Raw genomic sequence first — 12,923 nt, 5'->3', positions numbered from 1 at the left:
CCTACCTCCGCCTGACCTAGTTAGGAGCATAAAATGAAACGGTTTTATTTTTTAGCTGATAAACTCGATAAACTAAATGCTGTTCAACAAGATCTTGCCGATAACGGCATTTCTAAACCCCAGATTCATGTCCTTAGCCGAGATGACTCCGGAGTCAAAAAACATCAGCTCAACGATGTAGAAGCGGTGTTACGTAAAGATGTAGTACAGGCCATGGAACGAGGAGCACTGGTCGGCTTAGCTGCCGCTGCCCTTGTACTTGCGGTTGGCCATTATTCAGGCGCCATACTCCAAGTTGGCTGGACGCCCTTTGTCTTCTTGTCTATTGTCATGCTCGGTTTTTTCACATGGGAGGGCGGTTTATTTGGTATCCAGCAACCTCACCACGAATTCAAACGCTTTGATCAAGCGCTGGCCTCTGGACGTCACCTACTGCTTATCGATATTGACGACAAAGATCACAACACCCTAAATCGCGTCACCGCCTACTACCCAGAACTGGAGTTTTCAGGTACTGGTAATGGCTCCCCAAACTGGTTTATCGGATTACAAAATAAGTGGCGAAACTTTGTAGAAGTCATGCCGTAAACCAAAGCGATACATATACCCATGCCATACAAAAAAGGCCGACGTTTTCGACGCCGGCCTTTTAATAGGTATATCCGATTATCGCAGAATTTATCTATTTCTGATGATAGGGCATCGATAATTCGCGAACACTCTCAATAAATGCACCGGCATTAGCTGGATCAACCTCTGGCGTAATACCGTGGCCAAGATTAAAAATATGACCTGGGCCATTTCCAAAGCGCGCTAAAATCGTAGCAACTTCTTCACGAATACGCTTTGGCGATGCCCGTAGCATTGAAGGGTCCATATTTCCCTGTAGTGCCACACGATCACCGACTCGTGCCTTTGCGGCGCCAATGTCGGTTGTCCAATCCAAACCTAATGCACTAGCGCCAGTATCTGCCATCATTTCAAGCCATTGGCCGCCATTTTTAGTAAACAAAATCACCGGCACAGCACGGCCTTCATTTTCTTTAATAAGACCGTCAACAATTTTCTTCATATAACGCAGGCTGAACTCTTGGTAGGCATTGTGGCTTAACGCACCGCCCCAAGTATCAAAGATTTGTACCGCCTGTGCTCCGGCGCGAATCTGATCGTTTAAATATGCGGTCACGCTCTGCGCTAATTTATCCAGTAAAGCGTGCATAAGTTCAGGCTGATCAAATGCCAACGCTTTTGCGCGGGCGTGATCTTTAGAGCCACCGCCCTCAACCATATAGGTTGCTAAGGTCCAAGGACTTCCAGAAAAACCAATTAATGGGACTTGGCCATTTAACTCTCGTCGAATGGTCCGAACCGCATCGCAAACATAGGTAAGGTCATGCTCACCATTAACAACGGGTAAAGCATCGACATCAGCCATAGTGCGCACAGTTTTCTTGAAGCGAGGACCTTCACCCGTTTCAAAATATAAACCCAAGCCCATCGCATCGGGGATAGTTAAAATATCAGAAAACAAAATGGCGGCATCAAGGGGGTAACGCGCTAAGGGCTGTAAGGTTACTTCACAGGCGAGCTCAGGGTTCATACAAAGCGACATAAAATCGCCAGCAACGGCTCGAGTCGCACGGTATTCTGGAAGGTAACGACCAGCCTGCCTCATCATCCACACAGGCGTGTAATCAACGGGTTGACGCTGGAGTGCGCGAAGGAAGGTATCATTTTTTAATTCAGTCATTTTTCTCTCAACGCCGTTACAAAAAATAAAAGCGCTAAAGTAAAGAACCACAGCAAAATCTTGCCGTACCGTCCTTACATTGCGCTTAACAATTACACTTTTAGGTAATCTAAAATGCCTTCAGCCGCTTGACGACCTTCCCACACAGCAGTTACCACTAAGTCTGAACCGCGAACCATATCGCCACCAGCAAAGACTTTAGCGTTACTCGTTTGAAATTTGCAATCCTGCATTTCCGGAGCAACAACGCCACCCCAACTATTGGTATCAACCCCTGCATCGCTTAACCACGCGGGTGGGTTAGGTTGAAAACCAAAGGCTACCAGCACCACATCAGCAGGAATAACCTCTTCACTACCGGCAATAGGCTCTGGGCGGCGGCGACCATTTTCGTCTGGCTCACCTAGCTCAGTTGTCACTACTTTAATTCCCTCAACCTTTCCATCACCTACGATGGCGATGGGCTGACGATTAAAGAAAAACTGAACGCCTTCTTCACCAGCATTTTGTACTTCTTTACGTGAACCGGGCATATTCTCTTGGTCGCGGCGATAAGCGCACACAACACTTTTTGCGCCTTGACGAATAGAGGTACGATTACAGTCCATGGCCGTGTCTCCACCACCTAAGACAACAACACGCTTATCTTTTACATCAACGAAATCAGCGCTGTTTTCTTCCCAGCCCATATTCCGGTTCACATTAGAAACAAGGAAAGGTAGAGCGTCGTACACACCTGGTAGGTCTTCACCTGGGAAGCCACCCTTCATGTATTTGTAAGTCCCCATGCCAAGGAAAACAGCATCGTATTCCTCTAGCAATGTATCCATGCTGACATCAACACCAACATTCACATTGCAGCGAAACTCAACACCCATTTCTTCTAAAACTTTGCGGCGACGCTGCACAACCGACTTCTCAAGTTTAAATTCAGGAATTCCGAAGGTTAGCAAACCGCCGATCTCTGGATAGCGGTCAAATACTACGGGCTTAACACCGGCACGCACCAACACATCTGCACAACCAATACCGGCAGGGCCCGCACCAATCACGGCGACTTTCTTATCAGTCCACACCCGCTTGGACATATCTGGACGCCAGCCCATAGCCAGTGCGGTATCGGTAATATATTTCTCTGTAGAGCCGATAGTAACCGCACCAAACCCGTCATTTAATGTACAGGCGCCCTCACACAAACGGTCCTGTGGACACACTCGACCACACACTTCAGGAAGACTATTAGTTTGATGACTAAGCTCTGCTGCCTCAAACAAGTTACCTTCACTGACCAATTTCAACCAGTTTGGAATATAGTTATGAACGGGGCACTTCCACTCGCAATAAGGGTTACCGCACCCTAAACAACGGTGTGACTGGTGCTTCACTTCCTCTTCTTTATAAGGCTCATAAATCTCTACAAAGGAGGTGCGTCTCTGCCCAATATCTTTCTTACTGGGGTCTTGACGACCTACATCTAGAAACTGAAATGAATTCTGTAAACGCTCTGCCATTTTCAAATTACCTCATTGCTACTCGGCGGGCTTATTCCGGACGTCTTCTGGTGGAGTCAAGCAAACGACTGAGGCTTGCCGCCTTGGGCTTGATCATCCAGAATTTACCGATGTAGTCGTCAAAATTGTCGAGGATATGCTGCCCCCAAGCGGAATTTGTTTCCGTAACATATTCTGCAATATTGCTGCGCAGATGTGCCCTATATGCCTCCATTGACTCGGAGTTAATCCGGCACATTTCCACTAATTCACTGTTGTATCTATCTACAAACTGATTAGCTTCATCTAAAACATACGCAAAGCCACCGGTCATACCTGCACCAAAATTGACCCCCGTAGGCCCCAAAACGGTGACAATACCGCCGGTCATGTATTCACAGCAATGATCTCCGGCACCTTCCACAACAGCATGAGCACCAGAATTACGAACACCAAAACGCTCGCCGGCGATACCTGCGGCAAAAAGTTTTCCACCGGTAGCACCATATAGACAGGTATTACCAATAATTGCGGTGTCTTGGCTCTTAAATACACTGCCTTTTGGCGGATAAATGACCAGCTTGCCGCCGGCCATACCTTTGCCAACGTAGTCATTGGCATCACCTTCAAGGTACATATTTAAGCCACCCGCATTCCACACACCAAAGCTTTGGCCTGCGGTACCCTTCAAACGAAGAGTTACCGGCGCATCTTCCATACCAAGATTGCCGTGACGCTTGGCGATCTCACCCGACAGGCGAGCACCTATAGAACGATCACAATTAGTAACATCAAATTCGAGATCAGCGCCAGCCAAAGACTCAATAGCCGGCAATGCCGCTGCCACCATGGCCTCCGCTTTCTCGCCTTTGTCAAAGGGCGCATTCAAGTCAACCTGACAAAACTCAGGCTGACCCTTCGCAGCGGGGTCTTTAAACAAAATTGGCGACAAATCTAACAATTCTTGCTTGTCTGTCTCACCCGCTTTTTGCGCCAGTAAATCAGTACGCCCAACAAGTTCTTCCATGCTGCGTATACCGATACTTGCCATCCATTCCCGCGTTTCCATAGCAATGAAAGTAAAGAAATTCATTACCATTTCAACTGTGCCAATGAAATGGTCATCGCGCAGACGTTCATCTTGCGTTGCAACACCAGTCGCACAGTTATTTAGATGACATATACGGAGGTATTTACAGCCTAAAGCCACCATTGGCGTGGTACCAAAGCCAAAGCTTTCAGCACCTAACATGGCCGCTTTAACAACGTCTAAACCTGTTTTCAAACCACCATCTGTCTGTACACGCACTTTGCCGCGCAAACCATTGCCGCGCAAGGTCTGCTGCGCCTCAGAAAGCCCAAGCTCCCAAGGTGAGCCGGCGTAGCGAATAGAAGTGATCGGACTAGCCGCAGTACCGCCGTCATAGCCAGAAATAGTGATCAAGTCAGCATAGGCCTTAGCGACACCAGCAGCGATCGTTCCCACTCCCGGTTCCGATACGAGCTTCACTGAAACCAGCGCCGAAGGGTTAACCTGCTTAAGGTCAAAAATCAGCTGGGCTAAATCTTCAATAGAATAAATATCATGGTGCGGCGGTGGCGAAATTAACGTCACACCAGGCACCGAAAAGCGCAACCTTGCGATTAACGAATTCACTTTACCGCCAGGCAGCTGGCCACCTTCACCAGGTTTCGCACCCTGCGCAACTTTGATCTGCAAAACTTCAGCATTGACCAAATAATGCGGCGTGACACCAAACCGACCCGAAGCCACCTGTTTGATTTTAGAAACTCGTTCGGTACCAAAGCGCGCGGGATCTTCACCACCTTCACCTGAGTTTGAACGACCACCAAGACGGTTCATGGCCGCAGCCAATGCTTCGTGGGCCTCAGGGCTCAAAGCGCCAAGCGACATCCCTGCAGAGTCAAAGCGACGGAATAAATTTTCTATTGGCTCAACTTCATCAAGCGGAATGGGCTTAATGTCTTCTTTAAACCCAAGGAGATCGCGAATTGTAGCCACAGGGCGGGTATTGACCAACGCTGCATATTTTTTCCACAACGCGTAATCACCAGATTTAACCGCGTCCTGCAGGGTCATCACAACATCTGGGTTAAACGCGTGATATTCCTTACCGTGGACGTACTTCAGTAAACCGCCCTGATCAAGGGTTTTACGCGGCAACCAAGCGATTGTAGCCAAGGCTTCTTGGTCACGCTGCAATTCCTCAAATCCAGCCCCGGCAATCCGGCTTGCTACACCTCGGAAGCACGTATCAACAACCTCGGTAGATAACCCGATAGCTTCAAATAATTGGGCACCGCGATATGACGCAATGGTCGATATGCCCATTTTGGACATAATTTTAAGGAGGCCCTTATTAATCCCTTTTACATAGTTGGTGTGAGCCGTTTGCTCATCACCAAGCACTTCTCCATCACGCAGCATATCACTGATAACCGCGTAAGCCATATAGGGGTAAATTGCTGTCGCACCAAAGCCAAACAAACATGCCATTTGATGAGAATCACGAGCACTGCCGCTCTCAACAACAACATTTGCGTCACAGCGTATACCTTGCTTAATCAAGTGGTGATGAACTGCCCCAGTCGCAAGCAAGCTATGTACAGCAAGCAAACCAGGCTCAATACCACGATCACTGAGTAGCAAGATAACTTTGCCACTGCGCACAGCCGCTTCAGCAGCAGCGGTCACCCCGTCAACAGCTTCTTTTAAAGACATCAACGCGGGATCATAAGCCAACTCGATTCTCGCCAAAGGATAACGCGGCGAATCGATGTGCATTAAACGATCAAATTTATCAGGGGATAGAACCGGGCTGGTCAGTATCAAACGATCAGCATGATCTGCCGTCTGTTCAAATACATTTTGTTCTGCCCCTAATAACGTTTCCAAACTCATCACGATAGCTTCACGCAGGGGATCTATCGGCGGGTTAGTAACTTGCGCAAATTTTTGACGGAAATAATCGTACAAAGAGCGTTTTTGACGTGACAACACCGCCATAGGCGTATCGTCGCCCATAGAACCAACTGCTTCATTGCCACTATCCGCGAGGGCAGAAAGCACTTGCTCCCGCTCTTCAAAGCTGACTTGGAAATACTTCTGAAACGCGGCCAAAGTCTCAGCTTCTGGTAGCTCAGGGCGGTTACCTTTACCCAGCTGATCTTGCAGACGGTTACCATTTTCACGTAACCACTGCTTATAAGGGTGGGCAGATTTAAGTCGCTTATCTACTTCTTCAGTATGTAAGACTTCGCCAGTCTCGGTATCGACAACTAAAATTTGCCCAGGGCCTACGCGGCCTTTAGAAACAACGTCTTCAGGTTGATAACCGTAAGTACCTATTTCAGAGGCAACCGTAATAAATCCATCTTTAGTGATAACCCAGCGTGAAGGACGAAGGCCATTGCGATCCAACATACACACAGCATATCGGCCGTCTGTTAGCACTAAACCTGCAGGACCATCCCACGGCTCCATATGCATGGAGTTATATTCATAAAACGCTTTTAAGTCGGCATCCATGTGTTCGATATTCTGCCACGCCGGCGGCACTAACATTCGAACAGCACGGAAGAGATCCATACCACCCGCAACTAACAATTCCAACATATTATCTAAGCTAGAAGAGTCCGAGCCGGTACGGTTAACCAATGGCGCGAGATCAGCCACATCCGGTAACAACGGGCTGCTGAAATTACGGGCACGAGCCTCAGCCCAATTCCGATTGCCTTCAATCGTATTTATTTCACCATTGTGCGCCAACATTCTAAATGGTTGGGCCAATGGCCAGCGCGGCATAGTGTTGGTAGAAAAGCGCTGGTGGAATATACAAATTGCCGTTTCAAGTTCTGGATTAGCCAAATCTAGGTAAAAACGCGGCAAGTCCACCGGCATTACCAAGCCTTTATACGAAATGACATCGGCAGACAAACTGGCAATATAAAAATCAGGGTCATTAGTAATGGCCATTTCAGCTTGGCGACGAACCACAAACATACAGGTTCGTAACTGCTGAGTATCCATACCTTCGACATTGATAAATATTTGCTCAATGCGCGGAAGGCTTGAAAGCGCAATTTCACCGCAGACAGATTCGTCCACCGGTACAACCCGCCAGCCAGCGGGCTGCAGGCCATTTTTAATCAATACGGCTTCGAATTCCGCGCGAGTCGCCGCAGCGGTGCTTTCATCACGCCCAATAAAGATCTGCCCGACGCCATAAATCTCACTCAGGGTACTGCCGCATGACGCCAAGGCTTCTGCACGTAAAAAAGCATCAGGCTTTTTAAGCAATAAACCGCAACCATCACCCGTTTTACCATCGGCAGCAATACCGCCTCGGTGGGTCATGCAGGTTAGTGATTCGATGGCAGTCTGCAACAATTTATGACTCGGCTCACCCTGCATATGGGCTATCAGGCCGAATCCACAGTTGTCACGCACATCTTCAGGTCTGTACAGGCCTGTACTCATAAAACGACTCTCGCAAAATTACTAGGAAAAACAAAAAGATAGTCGAAAAGAACATCTGGGCATGCAACACATACCCGAAAAAAGGAGTGACATTCTACACGGATGCAGCAAAAGCAACAAACGCAGCCACTTAATCGATCGTTTTTTAAACAATCCCCGTACAACTAAGCACGAACACCTGCAACACGCAATACATGAGCAATAGTATTTTCAGGTGCGTCACTACTCACCACAGACACACCCAAGCCTTTGAGCAGCACTAGTCGTAAACGCCCGTCTAACACCTTTTTATCCCTGCCCATTAGTTGCAAAAATTGATCCACATTCATATTTTCAGGCGGCGCAACGGGTAAACCTGCCATCTGCAAAAGCTGTTTACCTCTTAGCAAAACACTCTCATCCAGCCAACCTAGCTCAACCGATAAGGCCAACGCCAGTACCATACCCGCTGATACAGCCTCGCCATGCAGCCAGTTACCGTAGCCCTCTGCCGTTTCTATGGCATGACCAAAAGTATGACCTAGATTTAGAATTGCACGTCGGCCACCTTCACGTTCATCTTCAGCCACAACTCTCGCTTTATTTAAGCAAGATTGGTAAACCGCTTCTTCAAGTAGACCGCCGTCACGGCGCATTAAACCGGCAATATTATCTTCTAGCCATTTGAAAAAGGGAGCATCGCAAATCAAGCCATACTTTATGACCTCTGCCATTCCTGCCGAAAACTCTCGATCAGGCAACGTCTCCAACATAGACAAATCGGCAAGTACACAATTAGGCTGATGAAATGCCCCTATCATGTTTTTACCCAAGGGGTGATTGACGCCAGTTTTACCCCCGACAGAGGAGTCCACCATCGATAACAAGGTTGTGGGCACTTGAATAAATTGCACCCCACGCTGGTAGCAAGCCGCAGCAAAGCCACACATATCGCCCACAACTCCGCCACCCAGGGCGATTAATGTCGTCCCACGGTTATGGTTATTTTCCAACAAAGTATCAAAAATTTGCTGTAGCGTTGCCAAGGTCTTGAATGCCTCGCCATCAGGCAAGATGACTTCACAAATCTCTTTCTCCCCAAGTAACGCCTTAAAATTATCCAAATATAAAGGCGCAATTGTTTCGTTGGTCACAATGCAGACTTGCCTGCCAGCAATATACTTAAGCCACAGCGCCGAATTACCGACGAGTTCACGGGAAATTAAAATGGGATAGCTACGCTCTCCCAAATCGAGTTCGAGGTTTTTCATCTAAGATGTATCCGGGGGAAATTAATATAACAAGCAACTAGGCTAGTATATCAATATTGAGCACTCAGGTCGTCAGCGCCAAGCTGAGAGCATAATTCTTGCACTACAGATTTTGGCGTCCGGTTATCAGTTAATACGGTATAATCTGCAACCTCGTCGTATAGTGGCTCACGCAAGGCCATTAAATTCCGCAATGTTGTCGCCGGGTCACCGGTTTGCAAAAGCGGTCGCTTACGGTCTCGTGCAGTACGACGTATTTGCTCGTCCACCGAGGTTTTAAGGTAAATAACGGTGCCCTTGGCCACCATTAACTTACGGCTATCACCACGCAGAACAGCACCACCACCGGTGGATATAACAACCTGTGCCGCGTCACTCAACTCAGACAGCATCGCCTCTTCACGGTCACGAAAACCCTCTTCGCCTTCCATATCAAAGATCCACGGAATATCCACGCCACTACGCTCTTCAATTTCTCGATCTACATCGCGAAAATCAAAACGTAAAGTATCAGCAAGCAGTTTGCCAATTGTGCTTTTACCTGCGCCCATAGGGCCCACCAAAAATATCGCGCCAGAATTCATCATCACAGCACTAATCTACCAAGCTGTCCGCCAGAATACGTGGCGTTATAAAAATTAAGGTTTCTTGTTTTTCACGAGACACCGTTGTTGTTTTAAACAAGCGACCTAAAAATGGAATGTCTCCCAAAAATGGCACCTTGGTCTCGGAAGAAATATCGAGCTGATCATACACCCCACCAAGAACGACGGTTTCACCATTGCTGACAAGCACACGAGTTTTCAGCTCTGTCGTGTCAATGGTTGGCACCTGACCACCCAGTCCCGTCGAGATTACCAAAGACCCAATCGTATCTTGGTTAATGGTTAAATCCATAATAATACGGTCATCAGGTGTAATAATCGGCGTAACATCCAATTTTAAAACCGCTTCTTTAAAAGCAATGGTCGTCTCGCCATTAGCCGAAGATTGCGGGTAAGGGATTTCAGTACCTGATTTAATAATCGCCGGTTCTTTGTCACCGGTAACCACCCGCGGCTGCGATACAATTTCACCACGCCCCTTAGATTCAAGCGCCGATAATTCAAGATTCAAAAGGACATCTGAGCTAATAAAACCAAGTGAAAAAGAGCCCGCCGCGCCAGACACACCTAAATCTGTCACTAAACCAGGAACCGCAGTATAGGTTGAAGACCCAGCAGCTACGGCACTTAAATAGTTACTTTGTGTTGCCTGATCGCTGGTAATATCGCCATTCGCTGAATACACCTTGTCGCCATCTGCTTTCACATAAGCGCCACCCCATTTCACCCCAAGAGAGCGGTCAAAATCAGAGCTAGCTCGAACAATTCTCGCCTCAATCTGTACCTGACGCACAGGTACATCTATCAATGCAATCAGACGACGGAATTCATCCAGGCGCTCGGCGGTTTCTGTAATTAGTAATGAGTTGGTGCGCTCATCGACAATGACCTTGCCTCGTGGAGATAAAATACTGCCCGTTGAGTTTTCATCGTCTTGGCCGTCACCACGACTTGGCCTAAACAATTTAAACAACTCCGCGGCATCAGCATAACGCACACGTATGAATTCGCTCTGCAACGGAGCCAGTTCTTCAACCTGCTTTTGGGCCTCAATTTCTTGGCGTTCACGCTCTGCAATTTCAGCCGCAGGCGCAACCATTAACACATTGCCAACTTGTCGCTTATCTAAGCCTTTAGTTTTTAAAACCAACTCTAAAGCTTGGTCCCACGGTACATTTTGTAACCGCAGAGTGATATTACCCCTGACTGTATCACTCGCCACTAAGTTTAATTCGGTGAAGTCAGCAATAAGCTGCAATACCGATCTAACCTCAATATCTTGGAAGTTCAGTGATAGCTTTTCGCCAACATAGGCAAATTCCCGACGACGATCTTCTACCTCTTTCTGGGTCAGCGGCTTCACGCTTACAACGTATTCGGTGTCGGTCTGGTAAGCTAAATAATCATATTCGCCACTCACCTCTAAAGACAATTTCGCGCCCTTTTCTCCCATGCGCGCATCAATGTTTTTAACTGGCGTTGCAAAATCGGCAACATCAAAACGACGCTGTAAATTTTGAGGCAGATTAACGCCACCAAAATCCACTTTAATCTTGGCGCCTTCAACAAACACATTAACATCGGCTTTATCATCAGCAAGCTGAATAACTAAACGTCCTTCGCCTTTTTCACCCCGACGAAAATCCAGGTCAGTAACACTATTGCCAGTGCTCACAGCCTTCGTCGACGAGGTTAAAGGGTTATTATATTTTTCCTTGAGGTAAGCCTGACTGCCGCCACTACCTATTTCGACGACGATTGCATTACCTTCTTGACGTGTTTGATACGAGGCCAGCTTAATCAAATTAAGCACAACCCGCGTACGATCCCGCCCCTCCAACACCACAGCACTACTTGCATTGTCATAGGCTAGGGGAAACTTTTTCTGGCTGAGCATATTTCCAGCTCCTACCAAATCAAGCGCAATTCGAGCTGGTTTTTCAATGGTATAGCCCTTCACTTCTGGTGCGGGGCCATCAAATGTTAATCGAGCCTCAAAGCTTCCGCCCTGCAATGAATTAAATTCGATGTCCTTTAAATTCGACGCTGCGACTACGGCTGATGCCATAAGCAAACATATTGCGGTTAAAAAATTCCGCCCCAGCCTTGCTTGACTACTTGGTCGCTTGCTCTGCATCTGCACTCGGGTATTCATGTACTTCTCCGCCTTTCGCATTCTTACTTACGGACTTTCAATTCAAGGGAGCGAGGCCGTTCAACCCAACCATCCCCGCCAGTGGAAACAATTTCCACTACTGTTAGATAATTTTCGGCGACATCAACGATTTTGCCGAAATTACGCCCCAGGTAATTATTCTTTCTCACCCGATGCACACCACCGTCAGGATCCTTCACTAAAGCCCACAACACGCCATCGAGACGCACAGTCCCAACCACGGTAACGGAGTCCAAAGAGAACTGCTCCAAAAATTCTTTTTCGCGCTTCAAATCCGGCTTAACATTGCTGGCTGCATCCAACTTAGCAATTTCTTTAACATCAACCGGTCGATTAAACGGTGCCCGCAAACCAGACGCCGTGTAGCTAAAGGCTCGATAGGCTTTTAATGCAGGAATGGGCGGTATTTGGCCCGAAGGGGCTGCTCGCTTTTGCGCAACAAACTCATCTAAGTCAGCATATTGGTTACCACCGCTACACGCAGCCAATACCGAAACACCAGCGACCAGTAATAAGCGAGAAAACTTCATCACTTACCACCTCCCTGATCTTTATAGCGATACGTTTTAGCGGTAATCGACATTGACTGCTGACTCATATTTTTTTCAGAACTAATCGTATAATCATGCAATGTAACGATTCGTGGCAAACCAGCAATTCCACTCACAAATGCAGCTAAATCGTGATAACTACCACTTACCTTAATGGCAATAGGCAGCTCCACATAGAACTCTTTCACACGTTCAGATTGTAGTTTTATGCTACTAATATCTAGGCCATTAGACACCGCCTTTTCGGTCATATCTTCGAGTAAGCCAGGTACTTCAGTATCAGCGGGAAGCTGGCTTAAAAGTATGCCGAAAGACTCTTCCATCTCCGCCATTTGTTTTTTCAGCGGAACCAATTTGGCTGCTTTAAAGGCTTTTTTCTCAAAATCAGCTTTAAGCCGTAGTTCTTTGGCCTCAACATTGTCTAGCTTCACCCGAAGATCAGCAATGACATAAAAATAACCGCCCACCAAACACAGAATAAATACCCCAATCCATGCGCCAACCCTCACCAACAAAGGCCAAGCGCCAATATTGTCTACATTGAGATCGCTGAGGTCGAAACTCTTTAGCTCGTCAACTAGCTCTTGCCACGCAGCCACC

Annotated in this window: 9 protein-coding genes; 1 reads left to right on the top strand and 8 read right to left on the bottom strand. The window is 47.4% G+C overall.

Annotated elements, in window-relative coordinates:
• The first annotated feature begins 33 nt into the window (after positions 1 to 33).
• Positions 34 to 588, top strand: coding sequence for an NAD/FAD-utilizing enzyme (locus AELLOGFF_RS02280; RefSeq protein ID WP_159267147.1), 555 nt, complete (start codon positions 34 to 36; stop codon positions 586 to 588).
• 94 nt (positions 589 to 682) lie between these two features.
• On the opposite strand, the gene hemE is transcribed toward AELLOGFF_RS02280, so the two are convergent.
• The 8 genes from hemE to AELLOGFF_RS02240 all read right to left on the bottom strand — a co-directional run bounded on the left by hemE (position 683) and on the right by AELLOGFF_RS02240 (position 12,922).
• Positions 683 to 1,750 (bottom strand): uroporphyrinogen decarboxylase, encoded by a 1,068-nt coding sequence (gene hemE, locus AELLOGFF_RS02275; protein ID WP_159267146.1) that lies wholly within the window; start codon positions 1,748 to 1,750, stop codon positions 683 to 685.
• A 92-nt stretch (positions 1,751 to 1,842) separates the two neighbouring features.
• Complete coding sequence (locus tag AELLOGFF_RS02270; protein ID WP_159267145.1) at positions 1,843 to 3,261, bottom strand: FAD-dependent oxidoreductase; 1,419 nt, start codon at positions 3,259 to 3,261, stop codon at positions 1,843 to 1,845.
• A gap of 31 nt (positions 3,262 to 3,292) precedes the next feature.
• Complete coding sequence (gene gltB / locus AELLOGFF_RS02265) at positions 3,293 to 7,741, bottom strand: glutamate synthase large subunit (RefSeq protein WP_159267144.1); 4,449 nt, start codon at positions 7,739 to 7,741, stop codon at positions 3,293 to 3,295.
• A gap of 164 nt (positions 7,742 to 7,905) precedes the next feature.
• A complete protein-coding gene (gene aroB, locus AELLOGFF_RS02260) occupies positions 7,906 to 8,991 on the bottom strand; it encodes a 3-dehydroquinate synthase (RefSeq protein WP_159267143.1) in 1,086 nt (361 codons plus the stop codon).
• Between the two features lie 50 nt (positions 8,992 to 9,041).
• Entirely contained in the window at positions 9,042 to 9,578 is a 537-nt protein-coding gene (gene aroK / locus AELLOGFF_RS02255; protein WP_159267142.1) for a shikimate kinase AroK, read from the bottom strand.
• A gap of 7 nt (positions 9,579 to 9,585) precedes the next feature.
• On the bottom strand, positions 9,586 to 11,751 hold the full coding sequence (pilQ, locus tag AELLOGFF_RS02250) for a type IV pilus secretin PilQ family protein (protein WP_159267141.1): 2,166 nt from the start codon (positions 11,749 to 11,751) through the stop codon (positions 9,586 to 9,588).
• Between the two features lie 23 nt (positions 11,752 to 11,774).
• Positions 11,775 to 12,302 (bottom strand): pilus assembly protein PilP, encoded by a 528-nt coding sequence (locus AELLOGFF_RS02245; RefSeq protein WP_159269246.1) that lies wholly within the window; start codon positions 12,300 to 12,302, stop codon positions 11,775 to 11,777.
• Entirely contained in the window at positions 12,302 to 12,922 is a 621-nt protein-coding gene (locus AELLOGFF_RS02240) for a type 4a pilus biogenesis protein PilO (RefSeq protein WP_159267140.1), read from the bottom strand. Before AELLOGFF_RS02240 ends, AELLOGFF_RS02245 begins: the two co-directional genes overlap by 1 nt.
• Between the last annotated feature and the right edge of the window lies 1 nt (position 12,923).

Origin of the sequence: Zhongshania aliphaticivorans (assembly GCF_902705875.1) — a bacterium.
In the GTDB taxonomy this organism is placed as follows: Bacteria; Pseudomonadota; Gammaproteobacteria; order Pseudomonadales; family Spongiibacteraceae; genus Spongiibacter; species Spongiibacter aliphaticivorans_A.
The sequence above is the reverse complement of the archived record's forward strand: the minus strand, read 5'-3'. Positions and strand labels throughout refer to the sequence as shown.

Bases quoted from the DNA above. Each gene is read 5' to 3' on its own strand.
- AELLOGFF_RS02280 (WP_159267147.1), top strand. From the start codon at position 34: ATGAAACGGTTTTATTTTTTAGCTGATAAACTCGATAAACTAAATGCT.
- hemE (WP_159267146.1), bottom strand. From the start codon at position 1,750: ATGACTGAATTAAAAAATGATACCTTCCTTCGCGCACTCCAGCGTCAA.
- AELLOGFF_RS02270 (WP_159267145.1), bottom strand. From the start codon at position 3,261: ATGGCAGAGCGTTTACAGAATTCATTTCAGTTTCTAGATGTAGGTCGT.
- gltB (WP_159267144.1), bottom strand. From the start codon at position 7,741: ATGAGTACAGGCCTGTACAGACCTGAAGATGTGCGTGACAACTGTGGA.
- aroB (WP_159267143.1), bottom strand. From the start codon at position 8,991: ATGAAAAACCTCGAACTCGATTTGGGAGAGCGTAGCTATCCCATTTTA.
- aroK (WP_159267142.1), bottom strand. From the start codon at position 9,578: ATGATGAATTCTGGCGCGATATTTTTGGTGGGCCCTATGGGCGCAGGT.
- pilQ (WP_159267141.1), bottom strand. From the start codon at position 11,751: ATGAATACCCGAGTGCAGATGCAGAGCAAGCGACCAAGTAGTCAAGCA.
- AELLOGFF_RS02245 (WP_159269246.1), bottom strand. From the start codon at position 12,302: ATGAAGTTTTCTCGCTTATTACTGGTCGCTGGTGTTTCGGTATTGGCT.